This window comes from Aeribacillus sp. JST-2 (genome assembly GCF_056032925.1).
Map to the genome: position 1 here is coordinate 1 of NZ_JBVVUU010000039.1, position 21642 is coordinate 21642.

General features: G+C 37.5%; 16 protein-coding genes and 1 pseudogene. 14 read left to right on the forward strand and 3 right to left on the reverse strand.

Features of this window, described 5'->3' with window-relative positions; all coding sequences use genetic code 11:
• Window positions 1-112 precede the first annotated feature (112 nt).
• Entirely contained in the window at window positions 113-592 is a 480-nt protein-coding gene (gene tsaA, locus AC0KTX_RS14160; RefSeq protein ID WP_130157274.1) for a tRNA (N6-threonylcarbamoyladenosine(37)-N6)-methyltransferase TrmO, read from the forward strand.
• Between the two features lie 213 nt (window positions 593-805).
• The gene (modA, locus tag AC0KTX_RS14165; protein ID WP_474252771.1) at window positions 806-1618 is read left to right on the forward strand and encodes a molybdate ABC transporter substrate-binding protein; all 813 of its coding nucleotides are present in this window, start codon (window positions 806-808) and stop codon (window positions 1616-1618) included.
• Between the two features lie 845 nt (window positions 1619-2463).
• Here the strand turns inward: modA and AC0KTX_RS14170 are convergent.
• Complete coding sequence (locus AC0KTX_RS14170) at window positions 2464-3315, reverse strand: SDR family oxidoreductase (protein ID WP_474252772.1); 852 nt, start codon at window positions 3313-3315, stop codon at window positions 2464-2466.
• Between the two features lie 320 nt (window positions 3316-3635).
• On the opposite strand from AC0KTX_RS14170, the gene AC0KTX_RS14175 reads away from it, so the two are divergent.
• From AC0KTX_RS14175 to arsC, 3 genes and pseudogenes are all read left to right on the forward strand, one after another.
• A complete protein-coding gene (locus tag AC0KTX_RS14175) occupies window positions 3636-8018 on the forward strand; it encodes an AAA domain-containing protein (protein WP_474252773.1) in 4383 nt (1460 codons plus the stop codon).
• Between the two features lie 215 nt (window positions 8019-8233).
• A pseudogene (locus tag AC0KTX_RS14180) lies at window positions 8234-8743 on the forward strand (arsenic resistance protein); the annotation flags it as partial.
• A 20-nt stretch (window positions 8744-8763) separates the two neighbouring features.
• Window positions 8764-9186, forward strand: a complete 423-nt coding sequence (gene arsC / locus AC0KTX_RS14185; protein ID WP_474252774.1) for an arsenate reductase (thioredoxin) — start codon at window positions 8764-8766, stop codon at window positions 9184-9186.
• Between the two features lie 468 nt (window positions 9187-9654).
• Here the strand turns inward: arsC and pdxR are convergent, their stop codons facing one another.
• Window positions 9655-11106 (reverse strand): MocR-like pyridoxine biosynthesis transcription factor PdxR, encoded by a 1452-nt coding sequence (gene pdxR, locus AC0KTX_RS14190; protein WP_474252775.1) that lies wholly within the window; start codon window positions 11104-11106, stop codon window positions 9655-9657.
• Between the two features lie 139 nt (window positions 11107-11245).
• Between pdxR and AC0KTX_RS14195 the strand changes: the two genes are divergently transcribed.
• From AC0KTX_RS14195 to AC0KTX_RS14235, 9 genes are all read left to right on the forward strand, one after another.
• Window positions 11246-11872, forward strand: a complete 627-nt coding sequence (locus AC0KTX_RS14195) for a LysE/ArgO family amino acid transporter (protein WP_474252776.1) — start codon at window positions 11246-11248, stop codon at window positions 11870-11872.
• A 171-nt stretch (window positions 11873-12043) separates the two neighbouring features.
• Window positions 12044-13186, forward strand: coding sequence for an aminotransferase class V-fold PLP-dependent enzyme (locus tag AC0KTX_RS14200; protein ID WP_474252777.1), 1143 nt, complete (start codon window positions 12044-12046; stop codon window positions 13184-13186).
• A 263-nt stretch (window positions 13187-13449) separates the two neighbouring features.
• Window positions 13450-13896 (forward strand): MarR family winged helix-turn-helix transcriptional regulator, encoded by a 447-nt coding sequence (locus AC0KTX_RS14205; protein ID WP_474252778.1) that lies wholly within the window; start codon window positions 13450-13452, stop codon window positions 13894-13896.
• Between the two features lie 305 nt (window positions 13897-14201).
• A complete protein-coding gene (locus AC0KTX_RS14210; protein WP_158640220.1) occupies window positions 14202-14339 on the forward strand; it encodes a hypothetical protein in 138 nt (45 codons plus the stop codon).
• A 149-nt stretch (window positions 14340-14488) separates the two neighbouring features.
• Window positions 14489-15283 carry an arsenite methyltransferase gene (locus AC0KTX_RS14215; protein WP_474252779.1) on the forward strand — a complete coding sequence of 265 codons (795 nt, stop codon included), beginning with the start codon at window positions 14489-14491 and terminating at the stop codon, window positions 15281-15283.
• Window positions 15284-15506: 223 nt separating this feature from the next.
• A complete protein-coding gene (locus AC0KTX_RS14220) occupies window positions 15507-15998 on the forward strand; it encodes an N-acetyltransferase family protein (protein WP_474252780.1) in 492 nt (163 codons plus the stop codon).
• A 183-nt stretch (window positions 15999-16181) separates the two neighbouring features.
• Window positions 16182-17210 carry a helix-turn-helix domain-containing protein gene (locus tag AC0KTX_RS14225; protein WP_474252781.1) on the forward strand — a complete coding sequence of 343 codons (1029 nt, stop codon included), beginning with the start codon at window positions 16182-16184 and terminating at the stop codon, window positions 17208-17210.
• Between the two features lie 391 nt (window positions 17211-17601).
• Entirely contained in the window at window positions 17602-17988 is a 387-nt protein-coding gene (locus AC0KTX_RS14230; protein WP_474252782.1) for a hypothetical protein, read from the forward strand.
• 623 nt (window positions 17989-18611) lie between these two features.
• The gene (locus AC0KTX_RS14235) at window positions 18612-19265 is read left to right on the forward strand and encodes a YdeI/OmpD-associated family protein (protein ID WP_474252783.1); all 654 of its coding nucleotides are present in this window, start codon (window positions 18612-18614) and stop codon (window positions 19263-19265) included.
• A 449-nt stretch (window positions 19266-19714) separates the two neighbouring features.
• Here the strand turns inward: AC0KTX_RS14235 and AC0KTX_RS14240 are convergent, their stop codons facing one another.
• On the reverse strand, window positions 19715-21247 hold the full coding sequence (locus AC0KTX_RS14240) for a multicopper oxidase family protein (RefSeq protein ID WP_474252784.1): 1533 nt from the start codon (window positions 21245-21247) through the stop codon (window positions 19715-19717).
• Window positions 21248-21642: the final 395 nt, after the last annotated feature.

The following is a 21642-nucleotide window of genomic DNA, read 5'->3' on the forward strand; positions in this document are numbered from 1 at the left end:
CAAATGAATAAATGGTTGGCCACTATACCTAATTATATCAAGCAATGCTTAAATATTTCTGTGTGCGAAAGTTGAGTTAATTATAATTAAAAGAAAATAGGATGTTGTAAAGATGAACATACATTTTAAAGCGATAGGAAAAATTCTAACCCCTTTTAACACTTTGGAAGGAATGCCGATTCAATCGGCGGCGGCGAAAAATGTAGAAGGAACAATAGAGCTTAATCCATTGTATGTAGAAGGAATGAAAGATCTGGACGGCTTTTCTCATCTTATTCTTATTTATTATTTTCATAAGGTTCATGAATATTCATTGCAGGTAGTTCCTTTCTTAGATGATCAACCCCATGGTATTTTTGCAACAAGATTCCCGAAAAGACCGAACCCAATCGGCTTTTCAGTCGTTCGATTGAAAAGTATTGAGGGGAACCATATCCATGTCCTAGATGTCGATGTATTGAACGAAACACCTCTACTCGATATAAAGCCTTACGTTCCGATGTTTGATGCAATAGAAACATCTAAGATTGGATGGTTTGAAAAAAGAATCGAAAACGTAGATAAAGTAAAAGCTGATAAAAGCATTTATTGAAAAGGCGGTATTGGCAAGGCCGATTAAAAAGCACCTCATGGTTTTTTGTCATTGCACTGAACAAAATGTGTTTTTTCTATCCGTGAACGGAGACACTTTACTATTCTATATAATTATATTTTATATAAATTAATTATATAATATACAAAATAGTTATAAGAAATTATAATAAGTTTTATATTAGATTATAAAAATAGAAGGGGGAGAGAAAGCATGAAGCATTCTATTCGCATGATCATGATCATGTTTTTGTGTGCTTCAATCTTTTTTATTTTTGGTTGTACAAACGAGGGAGAAAAACAGGAATCAAAGAAGACAGAGGATAAACAGACAGTAAAATTAACCATCTCAGCAGCCGCAAGCTTACAAGATGCCTTAACGGAAATTCAGAAAAAGTATGAAAAAGAACATGAAAATATAAAAATTACATTTAACTTTGGAAGTTCTGGTGCATTGCAACAGCAAATCGAACAAGGAGCGCCGGTAGACATATTTTTCTCGGCTGCTGAAAATAAGTTTCGTCCACTCGTAGACAAAGGATTGATTAACAAAGAAGAGAGTAAAAACTTGCTAGGAAATGAAATCGTTTTAATCGTTCCGAAAGATAAAGCAGACACAGTAAAAGGATTTCAGTCTTTGGCAGACAGCGGTATTAAGCAATTTGCATTAGGAAATCCTGAAACTACTCCTGCAGGTCAATACGGGCAGCAAACTCTAACTAAGCTAAATCTTTGGCCAAAAGTAAAAGATAAAGTCGTATACACAAAGGATGTGCGCCAAGTATTATCATATGTAGAAGCAAATACAGTGGACGCAGGAATTGTATTCAAAACTGATGCCCAAATATCTGATAAGGTAAAAATTGTCGACATTGCAGACGAAAATATGCATGATCCTATTATTTATCCAGTTGGTATCATTAAGGACACAAAGTATAAAAAAGAGGCTGCCGATTTCTATCAGTACCTACAGACAGAAGATTCGTTTCAAATTTTTGAAAAATTCGGATTTAAGATTTTGAAATAAGCGATATGACGAAAGAATATTTGAGCCCTTCATGCCCGCCATTAGTAGATTCTTAAAAAAAAGCTTATTACGAAAGGTAGTTCAACTTACGAGAGTTTTGATCCTTGGAAATTGCCTCATAGCATTTTTATTATGTTTATTTGTACAATACAGATGGACAAAAGATTGGCAATTAGGACCTTGAATTGGATTAGTCGTCATCGTCTAAATCTCCGTTTAAGTTGAATTACCATCATTTTTTTTATGCGACAAATATTTTTAAGACAACTATCAGCTATTATATTTCATTCGTATTTTATCAGTAGCGATAGTATGGAAAAATCGCCTTGTTTCATTTAAATGTCATATGGTGACATTAATCATTAGGGCGAATTTTTTTATGAATTATAAAATCTGAAATGATTATTGTGTAAATTCCGTTCAACTCAATTTGCGAATCCGTAGTTTTGTTTTTTTATATTCATAATTGCTATGATGAATTCAATTACAGATAAAAGCACCATAAAAATTCCAATGGAAAAGATTGATGGAAACACAACGAATAAATGAGTAGCAGCAGCAATGAGCTGACCAGGAACATATTTTTTGTATAGGCAAAATTTCGATGACAAGACCTAGAAAGATAAGCGACCAGTAAAACCATGCTGGAATATTTGCAACGATATAGGTACTCACAAAGATAGTTAACCAAAAAGGTTAGCATTGCCGCAAGCAATACTCCATTTAAAACAAGAAATATCAATTGTAAATTTCTAGATAATTTAAATACCTCAAAAACAAAAATAGAGTGGAAAACGTACTTCTAGATTTTTAGATTTTTGAACGAAAATCCCAGCATCCGGGATCTATCTGTCCCACAACCGCTTCATCACCATCCGCTCCCACCACTTCCACGGCAATACATTTTTCAAGACAATTCCTAATTTCACGCCTTTGCCAACCGGATACCGCAATTTCGGATAAGGAGACTTTGCCACGTGTAAAATCTGTTGGATCACTTGATCTGGATAGGGTGCCGTGTCAGCAACATGGTTGACATATTTCAAAATTCTCTCCATCTCTTTATCATAAGGAGAATTCGGATTGATCGATACCGCATCCAGTCCTTTTGACCAGATTTCCGTTTTATAGGATCCCGGTTCAACTAAAACGACATGAACACCGTACGGCAACATCTCTAAACGCAAAGACTCGCTGAATCCTTCCACCGCAAACTTGGATGCCACATAAGGTCCCATGGAAGGGAATCCGATTCGTCCGCTAATACTGCTTATATTCACAATCTTTCCGCTTCTGCGTACCCTCATCGACGGCAAAACAGCTTTTGTTACTGCCACCAAACCGATTGTTTCAAATTGCCTCTGCCATTCTTCAACAGCAAGCTCCTCCGTAAAGCCTCCCGCTGCATACCCCGCGTTGTTTACCAACAGATCAATTTGGCCGTATTCTTCAATCACATTCTGAATCACAGTTTCTGCTGCGGAAAAATCGGTTACATCTAGTTGGATAATCTCAATCTGGTCTGTTACACCTGCTTCTTTGGCCGCCGCTTCCAGTCGTCCTCTCTTATCCAAATCTCTCATTGAAGCCAGCACGCGGTAGCCTTCGCCGGCAAGTGCCACACTTGTCAGCAATCCAAAGCCGCTTGAAGCCCCTGTAACAAACGCAACAGGTTGTTTCTTTAAAGTTTGATTCACGAGATTCCCTCCAGCTATTCATATTCTAACACTGCCTTTTTGCTAAATATATGTAGAGTATCATCACTGCTTTCGTCCGCAAATTCCTTCAAAAAATCTGCTCCACCTATATGTTTTGACAATTCCTGTCTCTTCTTAATAAACACTTTTTATTGGAATTGTATCATGGAAATAATGGAATAGATTTCGTAAAATAAATTTTGCTTCTTTTGTGGATGAATATAGCGTTTATTTTTAATTCTCTTTTTTCTTAACCAAGTTAAAAATGGAAATATATGATATTATAGGTATTAGGTATTTAGTAATACAGGAGGGATTTAATGACAAGTGATTTAGAAAGATCCAAAGTGATTCAAATCTTTGAGTATTTATTGGCAGTAAAAAACTTAAACGAAAAAATCATCCGGAATATTAATGAATACGAAAGAGTTTGGTGGATTAACGAACTTCCTCATTTTGAAGGTTGTTATTTAAATGGAAGTGGAGAAAATATTGACGCATGGCTTGAAGTCCACAAACAGGATATTCCACCAGCTCCTGCTTTACCTAAAGGATTAAGCAAATGGATAAGAAAGTGGGATAATCCTGTTAAAGAGCCGGAAAAAGTCCTACAGATTTCAAAAGGGTATGACAAAGAGAAGAATGAAGAAGTCCTTGAAAAATTTGAAGATGATGAGGAAAGAGTAAATACATACAACGAATGGTATGAGAACAAATGGAAACCTTGGGCAAATGAAGCTTTGCCAAAATTTCAGATACAAAAATTGTATATGGAATTGTTTGAACTTCATCAGCGTTTGCAGAGAGAAGGTGATGATTTAGAAATTGGGTGTGGGCATGGGCTACTTGTTTGGAAAATAAACGATGAATTCGTTTATAGACATTTATTGGTCACTAAAATGGAATTACAATTCAATGCTAAAAAAGGCGTTTTCTATCTTATCCCAACTAGTAAAGGGACTCAATTAGAAACAGATATGCTCACAAATATTAACATTCCGAATGCTTCGAGACTGCAGGAAATGGAGTCAGAAATTGATGATTTGGATTTGTCACCATGGGATGAATTAATTGAGCCTGTTTTCCGTGAAGTTGCCCATACAATCAGCTCAAAAGGATCATACAAAAAAGGATTAACTCCGGAAAAAATGCAAGAAAAGCCAAACAATCCTGTTGTTTTTTATATGCCGGCTTTCTTCCTAAGAAAAATTGGAGGGAGATTGTGGCAGAAGGAGTTATCCACGGCAATCGAAAAAATAAAGAATGGTTATCCCGTTCCTGAGACGATTACGACTCTTACTTCGACATCTGAAGAGAAAAGAGAGCAAAGACATGAAAGTTTCAATAACAGTGAATGGAAAAGTGTTGGGGAGGATTTGTTATTTCCATTACCCGCTAATAATGAACAAAAATTAATTGCAAGAAAGCTTGCATTAAATGAAGGTGTAGTTGTTCAAGGTCCACCAGGAACAGGTAAAAGCCATACGATCGCTAATCTCATTTGCCATCTCCTTGCGCATGGAAAACGGGTTCTTGTAACGAGTGAAAAGGAAAGAGCACTACAAGTATTAAGGGACAAAATTCCTGAAGAGATACGTTCATTATGCGTCAGTGTGTTAGGAGGAGACTCCAGATCAGTGAAAGAAATTGAGGATTCAATAAAAAGTCTTGCTGAAAACTTAGATACAAAACAAATTGAGGTTTTAAATAAAAATATTGAAAGATTACAGGAGGAGTTGCACCAAACAAAACGGAACATTGCCAAAATTAATACAATGATAAACAAAGCAGCGGAAATCGATAATGAAAAGAAAAATATAAATGGTGTAGAATTTACACCTCTTGAAGCGGCAAAATGGCTAAAGGAAAATGAGAAATATAACTGGCTTCCTGATGATATAGATTCATCGGTTTCATATCCTTTTACAACTGCGGAAGCTATGCAATTTTTCCAATTACTAGGTGAAATTCGAACGGAGGATCGCATTTCTTTTTCACAACATCGCGTGAAAACAGAAGAACTAGTTGATCCCGTAACATTTGAAAAACATGTTCAAGCTATTCAATCGATAGAAAATAAAATGGTTGAAACAGAGAAATACCTAGAAAGATGGAATGTTACGACTGAATTAACATTTCATTTAGATGACATTCTTCACTTAACGAAAACAGCTTTAAATCATTTAGAAGAAATTAGTAAAGAAAATTGGTTAGAAATCATATTAAAAGAGATCATTACCCAACCTGACAAAAAGCAGTTTTGGGAAGAGTTTACGAGCGAATGTAAAGAAAGAATAAACAATGTTTATCGATTAACAAATGATTTAATTGAAGATGAAATCGTCATTCCTTCTAATGACAATCACGCTCTCCTGAAAGAAGATTTACAATTTATTCAGGAGAGAATGAAAAATAATAAAAGTATAGGATGGTTTTTCCAAAAAGTTACTGGCAGAAAATATGCTTACATTTTTGAACAATGCAAAATAAATGGGCTGTCTATTCGTAATTCAGATGATGTAACAAAACTTTTAAAATATCTCGAACGAGAAGAGCTGATTAAAAAGTTAGTATTGAAATGGAATCGGATAATGGACGAAAACGATGGACCAACGATCAATGCTGATCAAAAAAGGTTTACATCTGAAGTTAGTGAGCTATTGAATCAGCTAGAAATGATTTTAAATTGGGATAAAAATGTAGTAGAGAAGTTTAATGAAGTTCTAAAAGAAATTAAAATTAACGAAGAACCAAAGTGGAATAACATTGATTGGTTTATAAAACTACAAAACGGATTTTCTGCTTTAAATGATAAAATTTGCTGGGAAAAAGAAAACGAGTTTTTCGATAAGATTTTAACATTTTTACAAAAACAACAATCCATATTCAATGCACATGAATCCGTCAAAAAACTGTATGAAGCATGTAAAACAAGGGATGTTCAATTGTGGAAAGAAGTCTATAACGACCTGTTACGTTTAGAGGCATTAGAAGAACCGTACAAACAATTTAACTTCTTAAAGAAAAAATTAGAGGAAGCAGCTCCTCGCTGGTGTGAGTCGCTTTTATCACTAGGAGGAAAAGGAGAACCATTATTCCCACCTGATGATATAGACAAGGCATGGATGTGGAGTCGAGTCAATACATGGTTAAAAGAAATTCATTCTAAACCGAAAATGGAGGATTTAGAACAAGAACTTCAGCGGGAGAAGGAAAAAGAGTCTAGATTAATTAAGGAACTTGTAGCTGAATCAACTTGGAAATCACAAATTGAACGAACGACAAAAGAACAAAAAAGAAGCCTTTTTGCATGGTTGAAGGCGATTCAACGAATCGGAAAGGGAACTGGGAAATATGTAAATGTTTATCGCAAAGAAGCAAGTAAAGAAATGAAAATTGCAAGGGGCGCCATTCCAGTTTGGATTATGCCGATCCAAAGAGTCATCGAAAACATTGAATTAACCAATGCTCTTTTTGATGTTGTTATTGTCGATGAAAGTAGTCAAAGTAATTTATTTTCTTTAAGTGTATTATTACGGGGAAAAAAAGCGGTAATTGTAGGTGATGATAATCAAATTAGCCCTGAAAGCGTTGGAACTGATATCAGCGAGGTTCATGACTTAATCGAAAGACATCTTTACAATATCCCAAACAAATTACAATTTGAAATGAAAACGAGTCTATACGATACGGTAAGCCGGGTATTTGACAGCAAGATTATTTTGAAAGAGCACTTCCGTTGTGTGCCTGAAATCATCCAGTTCAGCAATGATTTAATGTATGGTGGCATGATTGATCCTTTAAGATTACCTTTAAGAAGTGAATTGCTTGAGCCGCCTGTAAAAGCAATACGAGTAGAGGATGGTTACCGTAGGGAAGATACTAGAAAAGTCATCAATGAACCGGAAGCAGAGGCAATTGTGAACCATATTGCTGAATGCTGTCAGGATGAAAAGTATAAAGGTAAAACTATCGGGGTTATTTCTCTCCAGGGACATGATCAAGCGAAGTTAATTGAAAATCTTCTTCGCGAAAAAATTGGTGAAGAAGAAATGATTAATAGAAAAATTATTTGCGGTGACTCATACTCCTTCCAAGGTGATGAACGCGATGTTATTTTCCTATCCATGGTTGTTGCTCCGAATATGAGGATTGGACCAATGACAAAACGTTCAGATTATCAGCGGTTTAATGTCGCCGCAAGCCGTGCAAGAGATCAAATGTTTTTATATCACTCTGTTGACTTAAAACATTTAAATCTCGAATGTGTAAGATACAGACTATTGCAATATTGTCTTGAGCCCCATCGGGTACAATTGGAGGTAAATAAGGTAAAAGAAGTATTTGATTCAAAATTTGAAGAAGATGTGTATCGTATGATTGTTGCAAGAGGCTACCGCGTAATACCTCAGGTCAAAATAGGATCAGTTGGAAAAAGAATTGATCTCGTTGTAGAAGGAATGAGAAGCCGCTTAGCAGTTGAATGTGACGGGGATCAATGGCATGGACTCGATAAATGGGAAGACGATATTGAACGTCAACGAGTATTAGAACGTGTAGGCTGGACCTTCTGGCGGGTAAGAGGAAGCCAGTTCTATTTAGATCCTGAAAAAGCCATGTCGTCGTTATGGGAGAAATTAGACGAAATGGGGATTTACCCAATAGCACCAAAGGAAAATGCGGATATTCATATTCTGAATTAAAGAGGATGTCCCAAAAATGTTCGCATAGCGTTCGCTTTTGGGACACTTTTTTTGGCAAAAAAAAGAAGAAAACCGTTCCTTTTTTGGAATAATAGAGTCACCACAACCCTACCAAGAAAGGACGGTTTTCTCAAGTACATCTATTATAACCGAGATCAACTCATTTTGCCAATGGATCTTGAAATCCGGAGTCAATATTACAATGATGGAAGATGGAAGTCGCCAAGTCGGTGTTCATTTACTTAGGAATTCCGTTTCTTGGCGGAATGGTGACGCGCTTTTTGTTGGTAAAAGCAAAGGGCAGACAATGGTATGAAAAAGTATTCATTCCAAAAATCAGCCCGATTACATTGATTTCTTTATTGTTTACGATTATCATTATGTTCTCTTTAAAAGGAGACGCTATCGTAAGTTTGCCGTTGGATGTAGTGAGAGTCGCCATTCCATTGTTCATTTACTTTGTATTGATGTTTTTCGTTTCCTTCTTCATGGGGAAGAAATTTGGAGCGAGCTACCCTGTCACCATCACACTTGCCTTTACAGCCGGCAGCAATAACTTTGAGTTAGCGATTGCTGTAGCTGTTGGCGTGTTTGGGATCCATTCTGGTGCAGCATTTGCAGCTGTCATTGGACCACTTGTGGAAGTGCCTGTCATGATTGTATTGGTCAACGTAGCATTATGGTTTCAACGAAAATACTTTAAAACCGAATCAGTATCATACTAACAACAAAGGTGGAATGAAACATGAAAGACAAAAAGACGATTTACTTCTTATGCACTGGCAACTCTTGCCGCAGTCAAATGGCAGAAGGATGGGCAAAAAAATATCTTGGCGACGAGTGGGAAGTGTACAGCGCCGGTATCGAAGCTCACGGATTAAATCCAAACGCGGTAAAAGTCATGAAAGAAGCAGGAATTGATATTTCGAACCAAACATCGGATATCATTGATCCGGAAATTTTAAATAATGCTGATTTGGTCATAACATTATGCGGTCATGCCGCAGACCATTGCCCGGTAACCCCGCCAAACGTGAAACGCGTACATTGGGGATTCGATGATCCGGCAAAGGCAGAAGGAACGGAAGAGGAAAAATTAGCTGTATTCCGTCGTGTTCGCGAAGAGATTGGTGAAAGAATTAAACGTTTTGCTGAGACTGGTGAATAACTTCCTTCAGTCCCTCCATATCAATAACAAAAAGAGCCTGGAGAACTTTCTTGGGCTCTTCGTCTTTTTTAGGAGAAGAATTAGACAATTTACGAAAAAGTCATATAACATTGGCTGTTGCAAGACAATATCAACATTAAGATTAATAGATCTGCTGCAATGGGCAGATTTAGAGGAGAAAAATAGATATTTAATTTAGGTAAAAGCTTTAAGGGATTTATAGTACGATTTGAGGCTTCAATTATTACATTTTTTGAAACACCGCCCGATTTCTAACATTATTTTATTTTGGTTATGTGTAGTTTAAGTGGGGCTTGAAAGAATAAAATCGAGAAAGCTTCCGATGCAAGCATCGATTCACAATCGCCTGAATGTGGGACCTATTCAAGTTTCGATATTGGCTGTTTTATACGAGATGTTGATGTATGCGATGGATTCAACTACCGCTATGAAACGCACGTTAAAGAGTTAGGTGATTACCTGCCGGATGACTTTCGAAAGACGGAACATTCCTTTCTCCAAGTCAGCTAAAGAAGCATAGGAATAAGAAAGGCGAAGGTACTGGGCTGCATGCTTATCATAGACATTTCCTGGATTTAATAGAAGTCCATGCTCTAATGCTTTTTCAAAAAGTTCCCGTATGGAGATTGAAGGCAATATGCGCAGCCATATATAAAAACCGCCTCTAGGAACAGTCCAGGTCGCAATATCGGAAAAATACCTCTGTAATGAATCAATCATGATCTCTCTGCGAACCTTCAATTCTTTTCTGACCTCTTCCAAATGTTGATGATAGAGCCCGCTTGCTAACCATTCCGCAACAGCCCATTGAGACAAGGAACTGGATCCGTAATCGGTTTGCATTTTAATATCCGCCAATCGCTCAATAACAGGCTTCGGTCCGACTATCCAGCCGATTCTCAGACCGGGACTCAATGTTTTCGACATGCTCCCAAGATATAAAACAAGCCCATTTTTATCGATGGCTTTCAATGGTGGGGGAGGCGGTGAATCGAGCCAGAGTTCCCGGTATACGTCATCTTCAATAATCGGCAGCCGCTCCTTTTCGCATACATCAATCAATTTTCTCCGTCTTTCTTCGGACATCAAAATTCCTGTTGGATTATGAAAGGACGGAATTGTATAAAGCAATGCAGCATTTTGCCGCTTTTTTTGTTCCGAAATCTTATTTGCTTGAATTCCATGCTCATCTAAAGGAAGTCCAAATAATCGCATATCGGCAGATTGAAATACATGCAGGGAATACAGGTACGATGGTTTTTCCAGAAAGATCGTAGCACCTCGCCGCAATAGACCTATTGATATCAATTGCAATGCCTGCAGAGCTCCTGACACAATCAAAATGGAAGAAGGAGAAGCTTCAATCCCGATGGTTTTCAAATATCTACTGAGCTGTTCCCTGAGAAAAAGCAGCCCTTTCGGTTCCTCGTAGCCAAGTGAATCAATGTGTCCCGTCAGCTTTTCAAATACTTGTTTCATCATCTCACGTGGAAATAAATCTGGAGAAAGCTCTCCTGTTCCTAAACGGATGATATTTGGATCAAACTCTGCTTTATTGATTTCCTGTATCGTAGGCAAATTAGGATAATAACTCCCCGCTTGCACGTAGGAATTCCAGTCTGGGAGAGGGGTAGAGGTCATCAAAGACCATGAATTGTTAATAATCTTGGTACCGCCTCCTCCTTTTCCTTCCAGCAATCCATCAGCAATCAATTCTTCCATAGCCGCCACGATCGTACTGCGGTTCACTCCGAATGCTTTGGCCAATGTGCGTTGAGGAGGGATTTTTGTCCCTAAAGTCCATTCTCCTGTTTCAATCTTTTCTTTAATATATTCTTTGATCTGGATATAAAGGGGAACTGGAGTCGATTTGTCTGGCTTCCAATCTAATTCATTCATGAAAAAAATACTCTCCCTTTACAATCATATGAGTCGATTATACAACTTGGTTGGTATTGAATCCATCCAATTGGTTGGAGACAATAATCGATTTCCGAGTAAAATTGTATTCATATGCAATACAATAGGAGGGATTGGAATGGCGGAAGCCTTTATTCACGGACTTATTCTTGCATTTGGACTTATTCTTCCTCTTGGCGTCCAAAACGTTTTTATTTTTCATCAAGGAGCTCTTCAGAAACACTTCATTCATGCGCTCCCAGCCGTTTTAACTGCTTCACTATGTGATACACTTTTAATCATCCTTGCTGTTTTCGGAGTATCTATTATGGTCTTGGGTTCTTTTTTGATCAAAACGATTATGCTGTGCTTAGGGATTTTATTTTTGTTATATATGGGGTGGAGCACTTGGAAAAGTACCTCTTCTACTGATAAAGAGAATAACGAAAAAACAGCCAAGGAAACTTTTACACCATTCAAACAAGTTGTGTTTTCAGCATCGGTCTCGCTGCTCAATCCACATGCGATCATGGATACGATTGGCGTGATCGGAACGAGTTCACTTCAATACAATGGAGGGGAAAAAGCAGCTTTTGCACTTGCCTGTATTCTAGTTTCCTGGATCTGGTTTGCGGGGCTGGCTTTGGCAGGACGGAGAATAGGGGATCTAGATCAATCTGGACACTTGATGAATGCTTTTAACAAAATTTCCGCGCTCGTCATGTGGGGAGCAGCGATTTATATTGGATTCACACTGGCAAAATAAAAACAGGAGTTTACAGTAGAGGTTTCATTACTCCAAATAGTAAACTCTTGTAAGTCTATGAAACAGGATAATAAACTAAAAGAAAAAATCCAGTTGCTGATTACTATAATAATCGGGAGACCAATAACTAGGAGAAAATTTTTTTTGCGGAGTTGAAGGGAGGAGATAGGATTGAAACACCCGTATGCTCATTATCGTTCTTTATTTCCTGTTTTGGCATCGAAAATCCATCTGGCGAGCTGTTCGCAAGGAGCCATTTCAAAAACTGTTTCCGAATCGATTGAAGCGTATATGAATAGTTTGCTAACGGCGGGGGTTAATTGGAATCAAGCAATAAAAGTAGTTGAACAGGCAAAATACAGTTTTGCAAAATTAATCGGTGCTGAACCTAATGAAATTGCTGTATTATGCTCGGTCTCTGACATTTTTTCTGCTATTGCCTCTTCACTTTCTTTTGAAAAAGGGAAAAATATCATTGTGACGACAGATATGGACTTTCCAACCGCCGGTCATGTATGGCTCGCTCAGGAGAAATTTGGAGCAAAGGTCAGATTTATTCCTTCTCAACAAGGAGTCATTCCTTTAGAATATTATGAACGTTATGTAACGTCTGACACACTTGTCACATCCATTTCCCATGTCTGTTATTACAACGGTTTTAAACAAGATCTCAAAGCGATTGCAGACATTATTCATCGTAAAGGTTCACTTCTTTTTGTTGATGCATATCAATCTGCTGGACAGGTGCCTATTGATGTAAAGAAAATGGATATCGACATATTGGCAGCAGGAACAAGGAAATACATGTTAGGTATTCCGGGAATATCCTTCCTATACATAAAAGCTGAATTGGCAGAGAAATGGAAGCCGCGTGTCACAGGATGGTTTGGTCAGGAGGATCATTCGAAATTCAATTTTCATCAAATTATACCAGCAGCTGGAACACGTCGTTTTGAGACTGGAACGCCTTCTTTTATAAGCGCTTATGCAGCAGCTGCCGCTATTCGTTTACTTCTTGAAATAGGAGTGGAGAATATATCTTCTTATTTAAACCTATTAGCTCAATTCGCATTAGATTATGGACAAGAAAAAGGATTACACACTGTTACTCCTTTATCGGCTCACAAAAGAGGCGGCATAACTGCTTTTTATGTAAAAAATGCTGGGCAAATAGAATCGATCTTGAAAGAGAGAAATATCATTGTTTCTGCTAGAAACGACGTCATCCGAATCGCTCCTCATTTTTACAATACGCAGGATGATATTCGGCAAGCAATTGACGAGCTAGCAACTGTTTTAACAGCGAATAAATAAGCAGCACAGGTCTAGGTACTGAAAGACTCGAAACTTTTGCATGGTTCCAATAACAATATATGAGTGGTTTAAAGCGGACAAAAGATTTGTGTGAATAGTCTATTTTTAACTCTGTAGTGCAAAATTCAGCTAGTTTCATAACTAATGTCTTAACAGTTTTTTTCGGCTCCATTCAACGATCTGATGGAGCTTCAGTTTATTATTAAAAATGATTATTTGCAAATTGCAAATAATATAGTATAAATAAATATAGAGGTGAAAAAATGGAAAACATTAGAGAGCTTTTTCAAGTGATGACACGTCGTTTTGGATTGCTGAATAAAAATTGCTGTTCTATTGATGGTGTTGATATTTCTCTCGTTCAAAGCCATATTCTATATGAAATTGATAAAAGAGAATACCCTTCTATGCAACAAGTGGCCGAAGTATTGGGAATGGATATTACGACGTTCAGCAGACAGATTCAAAATTTGGTCAAAATGGGTTTAGTAAAAAAAACGCCGCTCCCTGAAGATCGAAGAGTATACACGTTATCTCTAACCAACGAGGGAAAATTTATAGCAACAACTATCGATCGAGAAATCAGACAATATTTAGAAGAGGTATTTTCACACATGACGGAATTTGAGAAAGAAACAGTAATTCGTTCGATTAAATTGTTGAATGATTGTATGGGAAAATCGAGCGTATGTTGCAAACCATTATTTTAAGGCAAGCTATCTTGGCTTGCCAATTCGTTAAACTTATATTTGCATTTTGCAAATAAAATAAAAGAGATAATATTCTTCGAAATTTTCTTTCTATTTCGTCGGAATGAACTCTTTTATTTTTAGTATTTTGATTGTTATTCACTTTTTAGATAGATATATTCAGGCTTGAAAAATACGGATTGAAAGTCAAGCTATGCAAAGTAATGGCGAAAGGAGAGATAAAGATTAAAAAGGAAACATAAGAGAAGATTTACAGGACACCTTTTACTATTTGCTTTTGGGTTCAGGAGTTGGAGCCGTTATTCATGGCGCTGTACCGACAGAATGAATTTCAATCTAAATGGGGGTGTATTGCTGCAATCATCGAAAATCCTTGGAATGTCCGTCTTTTCGTGATTCCTATCTCGCCAATGTTGATTACAATGAGCATGACATTGCATTGATGATTAACTGAGAAGCTGCAAGCTTACCGGGATATCAATATTGCACAGTATCTTTAAAAAGAAACTAGTCTTTGCGTTTGTAGGCTCTGTCATGACGATGGCAGGGTCATTAGGATTTTTATTCTATATTATTTAAGGAGTGATCACTTATGAATCACATGAATAACGATCAAATCCGGCAAAATGTCCGAAACCGCTATAAGAAAATTGCGCTGCAGGAAGTGAATTCTGGGGGGTGTTGTTCAGTCAGTTCTGGAGGTTGTGGTACACCTAAGGAGGTATCGGCAAAACTAGGTTACTCGGATGAGGAATTATCTGCCGTACCAGAAGGAGCCAATCTTGGACTTGGCTGCGGCAACCCGCTGGCAATTACGGAATTGAAACCTGGAGAAGTAGTGTTGGATCTTGGTAGCGGTGCTGGATTTGATTGCTTTCTGGCAGCACAACAGGTTGGAGAAACCGGCCGCGTCATTGGTGTAGATATGACGCCAGAAATGATCAGCAAAGCTCGGAATAATGCTGCCAAGAATGGTTATACCAACACTGAATTTCGATTAGGAGAGATTGAACATTTACCGGTTGCAGATCGTACGGTTGATGTTATTATTTCCAATTGTGTCATTAATCTTTCTCCAGATAAGCCCCAAGTGTTCAAGGAAGCCTATCGTGTGCTGAAACCAGGTGGTCGCCTTGTCATTTCCGACGTTGTAGCGACAGCAGAGCTTCCATCGGAAATCAAAAACAATATGGATGTCTTGTATTCGAGCTGCGTATCAGGAGCGGCATCAATTAGAGAACTGGAATCATTGTTGCAACAGAGTGGATTCATACAGATCACCATTGAACCGAAAGATGAATCGAAGGAGTTTATCAAAAACTGGGTGCCTGGAGCGAACATCGAAGATTACATTGCTTCTGCGGTCATAAAAGCAATGAAACCTTAAAAAACGTGGTGTAACAGATCAGAAACCGTTAGGTAAGACAAATTGAGCAATTTGTTTTCCATGATGATTCCGATCTCATGAAAAAAGTGAAGAGATTGCATACAAAACCGTTATGGATGTTGCCCATCTACATTTAATCGTAAGTGTTGTTTTTGTGACATAGAAAAGGCAGTAGGGCGATTCCTAGTGCCTTTTCTATATAAAAAATAAGGAGAGATTAAATATGAACATTCGCAGCTTTTACAAAGAGGATTGGCTGCAAGTGAAGGAAATTTACGAGCAAGGAATTGCGACAGGACAAGCAACGTTTGAAACGACAGTGCCATCATTCGAAAATTGGGAATCGACAATTGCTGAAAACTTGTGTCTGGTTGCTGAAGATGAAAAAGGTATTCAAGGCTGGTGTAAGATCAGTAAAGTATCAGATCGCTGCGTATATGCAGGAGTGGGAGAGGTGAGTGTGTATGTTCGAGATGTGAGCCGAGGAAATGGTGTTGGAAAACAACTTCTGCAAGCCATGATCAAAGAATCGGAAGCAAAAGGATTTTGGACATTAAATGCAGGGATTTTCCCTGAAAACATACCAAGCTTACGTTTACATCAAAGTGTTGGATTTCGTGAAGTTGGTATACGACAACGTTTAGGAAAGTTAAATGGCGTATGGCGTGATGTTGTATTCCTTGAACGCCGCAGCAAAATTGTGGGTATAGATTAATCGTTGCTTTAAAAAAATGATAAACATTTCATATAATTGAACAGGAAGTGATGGAATTTGTTCTGGTAAAAAGGAAAACAGCAATTTATCAAAATTTTCTTTATATATTGGAATGGATAAAGAAATTCAATATAATAAAAATGATAATCATTATCATTAATGGGTTGTGGAAGGGGGATTATGTTGACTTCACATTTATTGATTAGGGATATTCACGATTATTTTGATCATTTCAGTCAACTTGTGCATGGACATGTTCAAAACAATGATTGGGAACAACAGTTTTTCCTGCCTTCACATATTGGGAACGGAACGGTTACCCGAATGCGAATTCGCCCAGGAATGGAAATCGTCATTTCGAATATGACACTGAAACAGGATTTAAAGCTCCACGTTCAAGAAGCTTGCCGTATTTTTGAATTGAACTATAGTGTGAGCGGTGAGATATATTGCTCTTGGAACGGCAAAGAGCATTATACGAGTGAGCAGACCGGCAACGTTTGTTATCTAGAAGATGTACAGATTTACATGGAAAAGAAGGCGAACATTCCAATTCGGTCTCTAGAAATCCGTTTATGTCCTGATCAACTTTTCCGATACTTGGATGACGAGGATGATAGAGATAAGGTAGAAACATTGCTGTTGCGTTTTAAAGGGAGCATTGACCATTACCAAGTCTCGCCTGCTATTCAAAGATGTGTCCATGATTTGATTGATTGTACATATAGGGGAGCGTTGAGACGATTATATTTGGAAAGCAAGGTAATGGAGTTTATTGCTCTGTTTGGTGAGGAACACATTGATAAATCTTTTTTTTGGAGACGGAAGTTTTCACTTCGTCCCGATGATATCGACAGGCTGAAAGAAGTCAGATGGTTGGCTGTAAACCATTTAGAAAAGCCATTGTCGATTCGGGAGCTTGCTAGACGAACAGGGCTCAATGAATTTAAACTGAAAAAAGGATTTCGTGAATTGTTCGGCATGACGGTGTTCGAATTTGTCCGTAAAGAACGGATGAAAAAAGCCCTTTGGCTCATGGAATCTAAGGGAATGAATGTTGGAGAAACCGCCATTTCTCTTGGATATAGTAATATAAGTAATTTTACAACAGCTTTTCGAAAACAATATGGATGCAATCCCAGCGAATACTTAAAACAGATATATCAACAGGCCGGAATAAAAGGCAGTGTGCAGGATGACCATAAACGATAAGCCTAACCCTTCAAACACATGAAAGTGCTTGAAGGGTTTTTCTTATTTTCTCCTTCTACAGGGAAAAAAACTTCCTCAACAGGTAGCACAAAAATTGATTTGTGAATGATAATTATTATCGATCACTTAAAACAGTCTCCATAGGATAGATTCAGCTATACGTAGGTTAGGCATACCGTAAGTATTTTATTTTGATATATCTTGTGCATTTTGCTTGCAGGATTGTTTATTCTCTCATAGCAGTGAAAACAAGGAAGAGACGCGCAAGCGGTGTATAGGAATGATACATATAGTTGGAGGTGTCTCATGCATGTGGGTTTTATCGTTTCTCACGGCTGCTTTTTTGGCATTAAGATCGAAATGGAAAACTAAAAAGAAAGGTTGAGAATCAATGAAAATCGAACAGATGTCTGATAAATTAATTAAATACGAAGTAGGTACTTCTGTTACAGTGGACCATATGCGAGAATTGGTTAAGATTCTTGAAGAAAAATTAAAGCAGCAACAGACATTCGGAATCATTATTATAAGAAACGGAGATCATCAGAAAAATCCTGAAGCAACCAAATGGTTTAATGGTTGGTTGAAGAAAAATAAACCTCTCCTAAAGCAATATTGCGTCGGTGTAGCAATGGTTACAAATTCTGATAAATTGCTGAAATTATATAAACCCTTAGCTGGAATAATGATATCAAAGATGTTTGGTTGTTCTGGAGAAATGTTTACTAATGAGTCTGATGCAATTACATGGATGTTGGGAAAAATGAGGAATAGGTAAATGAAAATACGATCGATAATGGAAAGATTCTCTTATGTATCTTGTTGTCGAGATAATTGTTTCTCCCGTTTGGATTTAGGCCTTTCTATTCGTTTATTTATATGCAAAAAAGAGAGGGATGAGCCCCTTAGCGAGTTTCACTTAAGCCATAGTTAAACTTTCATGACCGAGTAGTTCTTATACGGTACACAGATTAACATTTTCTTATCGTAACAAGGTAGCAAATGTATGCCGCAATGATGGAGTGGAAGACGTTGAGGGGGCAGCCCTTTGGGTGCAAGAGTTGAAGATTTGGCTGCCATTTTTGTTGTATTTTTCTTATTTAGCTAAACCAGCTAATAGCTTGTCAACGTTTTTACATAAAAAAATTTGAGACATACATGATATACTAAAAATGCGCATGCCAAATAACCTACCTAAGTTTAATAATTGCCAACAATATTAACTGTTTAGATGCCTTCTTGCCGTAAGATCAAGCAAGCTTGCCAAGTGGGTCATGGAAAATGATTCAAGCTTGATGAATATTCAAGTAAATCCAAAAAGTGACAGAAAGAATTGGAGAAATTGAGAATGATCATTCTTGACTGTCAGCTGATCTAAATATTGAAGAGGGGTGTTCCTTGATGACAAATAGTAGATTGAATCCAAAGGTTGATGAATTTTTAAGTAAAGCCAAAAAGTGGAAGGAAGAATATGAGAAGTTGAGAAATATCGTTCTTGACTGTGGGCTGACCGAAGAATTTAAGTGGAGGCATCCTTGTTACACGTTTGAGAAAAAAAACATAGTTTTAATACATGGATTTAAAGAATATTGTGCGCTTCTGTTTCACAAAGGTGCCTTGTTACAGGATGCCCATGGGATTCTAATCCAACAAACGGAGAATGTACAGGCGGCGCGCCAGATTCGGTTCACCAATGTTCAAGAAATAATTGAAATGGAAGCCATCTTGAAAGCCTATATTTATGAAGCCATTGAAGTTGAAAAAGCCGGTTTGGAAGTGAATTTTAAAAAGAATACAGAATTCATAATTCCTGAAGAACTTCAAAATAAATTCGATGAAATCCCTGCCTTGAAAACTGCTTTTGAAGCATTGACGCCGGGACGACAAAGAGAATACATTCTTTATTTTTCTAAAGCCAAAAAATCCAAAACTCGAGAGTCAAGGGTTGAAAAATGTATGCAGAAAATTCTCAATGGAAAGGGATTAAATGATTGCATTTGTGGACTATCTCAAAAGCAGCCCTACTGTGACGGCTCGCACAAGTACATTCGATAAGAAAATAAATTAATCAAGCTTTAAGATATTACCTCACTTTGCGTTCGTTCGAACTCCTTTTTAGATCGCAGGTAACACTCAATCAAATAATTTAAAATGGAAAAAAACAAAAAAGTGATTCGTAGAGTATAAGCAAACTAACGTGTAACAGGCTTATGCATTTCCATCTAAAAAAAGAAAAATACTGCACAAAAGTGCACCCTTTGGATTTTTGCTGAAAGGTATACTTTTCTTGAACTAACGGGTGCAAGAGTTTAATAAAGGAAGGCTGCTTCGGCAGCTTTTTCTTATTTGACTAACGGTCAGGCTAGCTTAATAAGTAAAAATAATTTTGTATTTCCGGAAAATCTAATGTGTCTTTATTGCATAATATTAAATTTTTAATAACATATCATCAAAGAAAAAAGAGGTACTAGTTCAAGCAATTATTTTTGATAGAGCACAGTCTATTATCGGATAACAATATACGGTCTCATCATCTCATAATCCTCATGCTCCAAAATATGACAGTGCCAAACATACAACCCTGTATAAGGACCAAACTTCATGATAATTCGAGTTACCTGGTTAGGATTAGCTCTTACTGTATCCTTCCATCCTCGTTCTTGTGGTTCGGGAGGTATCGCCGGACCCGTATATTGGATAATTTTCTCCTTGTTATACTGTTCTACATCGAAATCTCTCCGGTCTAATATTTGAAAATCAATTAAGTGAATATGAATAGGGTGTGAATCCGTAGTTAAGTTTATTAGATACCATATTTCGGTTGTTCCCAATTTTGGATTTTCTGTTATGGGAGCATCCCACTGTTTATTATCCAATAGCATGAATTCACGACCGTACTTATCCATATTATCATTTAATGTTAAGTATCGTATCTTTGAAGCTGACTGTTCTTTTATTTTTGGAAGAGGCATCATATAAGCCGGAATTACGCTCGTATCTACACTTGACAGTGGAAGAGTCACTCTAAACTGCATCACTGTACCTGTATTTTCATCTGGGGGATCTCCGGTTGGAAAAGGAGCGGGGGCATCATTTGTCATGACAATATTCTTGCCTCCAAGATTGGTAAAATCAATGATCACATCTGCTCGTTCTGCAGGTGCTAACATGATTTCTTTGACTCCTATCGGGTGTTGCATGAATCCTCTGTCGGTTCCGATTTGATAAAAAAGTTGTCCCGAATCCAGCTTTATCCTATAGAAACGGGTATTAGATGCATTTAACAGCCTGAATCGATATTTACGGGGTTCTACTTTTAGATAAGGCCATACTTTTCCGTTTACCAAGATGGTATCCCCGATAAATTCAGGAATTATCGACGTTTCTAATTCCGGGATTGTTTTTTCTGGTTGCTTCGGGTAATAAAGAGAACCATCTTTATTAAAAGTCTTGTCTTGTATCATAAGTGGGATCTCATATTTTCCACTTGGTAAATTCAATAAACGTTCCCGATGATCTCTGATAAGATAGAATCCCGCCAATCCAGCATATATATTGAGCCTCGTGATACCAAGCGCATGGTCATGATACCAGAGCGTACAAGCTCGATTGTAATTATCATATCGATATATTTGCTTTCTAAAATATGGACCGACTTGTTTGAATCCCTGTGTAAACCAAGCCTCTGGGTAGCCATCGCTTTCCCATTCAACACTAGCGCCATGTACGTGTACCACCGTTCGTACTTCCGGAACATCCACATGGGCACCATGCACCGTATAGTCTACCGGCAAAAGATGCTTATCTGGTAGATTGTTGATCCATTTAATGAACACTTTTTCTCCGCTTTCTACTTCAATGGTGGGTCCCGGATAGCCGCCTTCATAGCCCCAAACCGTTGTATCATGTAACTCACTATGAAGTGACTGCTTGAATTCAGTCATATTTACTTCGTAATAAGTATAGAATTCATTTTTCAGACGAGGTTTTAAAACAAGTGGGATAGGAAGTTCGTCTACAAATTTAGAGAGAATCATTTTTGGAGGATTTGCTTCCTTACTGCCACATTGGTTTTTAGGTGTGCATTTACATTGATCTCCACATTTACAATTTGGATTTTTACAGTACGGGTTGGTACATTGTTTAGATAAGTTGTGCAAGTTATGTGAAATGCCATCATTAATATTCATTAAGATTCCTCCATTTTCTATTTTTGAATTCCTGTCATACGAATCTTTGCTCTTCAAATTGTAGAATATCTACAAGGCTCTTACATTCCCATCAGCAACAACATTCATACTATAAGGCTACATGTTTTCTTGAACTATTTTAAAGTTATGCATGTTGGGCTCGGATGTTTAGTGCAAAATGAAAGTACAGAGTTCTGCAACAAAAAAGTGCAGAGCTTCATGGCATAAAAAAAGGCTTGCCA

Excerpts from the sequence above, each read along its gene's own strand:
- tsaA (WP_130157274.1), top strand. The coding sequence starts at position 113 with ATGAACATACATTTTAAAGCGATAGGAAAAATTCTAACCCCTTTTAAC.
- modA (WP_474252771.1), top strand. The coding sequence starts at position 806 with ATGAAGCATTCTATTCGCATGATCATGATCATGTTTTTGTGTGCTTCA.
- AC0KTX_RS14175 (WP_474252773.1), top strand. The coding sequence starts at position 3,636 with ATGACAAGTGATTTAGAAAGATCCAAAGTGATTCAAATCTTTGAGTAT.
- arsC (WP_474252774.1), top strand. The coding sequence starts at position 8,764 with ATGAAAGACAAAAAGACGATTTACTTCTTATGCACTGGCAACTCTTGC.
- pdxR (WP_474252775.1), bottom strand. The coding sequence starts at position 11,106 with ATGAATGAATTAGATTGGAAGCCAGACAAATCGACTCCAGTTCCCCTT.
- AC0KTX_RS14195 (WP_474252776.1), top strand. The coding sequence starts at position 11,246 with ATGGCGGAAGCCTTTATTCACGGACTTATTCTTGCATTTGGACTTATT.
- AC0KTX_RS14205 (WP_474252778.1), top strand. The coding sequence starts at position 13,450 with ATGGAAAACATTAGAGAGCTTTTTCAAGTGATGACACGTCGTTTTGGA.
- AC0KTX_RS14210 (WP_158640220.1), top strand. The coding sequence starts at position 14,202 with ATGGCGCTGTACCGACAGAATGAATTTCAATCTAAATGGGGGTGTATT.
- AC0KTX_RS14215 (WP_474252779.1), top strand. The coding sequence starts at position 14,489 with ATGAATCACATGAATAACGATCAAATCCGGCAAAATGTCCGAAACCGC.
- AC0KTX_RS14220 (WP_474252780.1), top strand. The coding sequence starts at position 15,507 with ATGAACATTCGCAGCTTTTACAAAGAGGATTGGCTGCAAGTGAAGGAA.
- AC0KTX_RS14230 (WP_474252782.1), top strand. The coding sequence starts at position 17,602 with ATGAAAATCGAACAGATGTCTGATAAATTAATTAAATACGAAGTAGGT.
- AC0KTX_RS14235 (WP_474252783.1), top strand. The coding sequence starts at position 18,612 with ATGACAAATAGTAGATTGAATCCAAAGGTTGATGAATTTTTAAGTAAA.
- AC0KTX_RS14240 (WP_474252784.1), bottom strand. The coding sequence starts at position 21,247 with ATGATTCTCTCTAAATTTGTAGACGAACTTCCTATCCCACTTGTTTTA.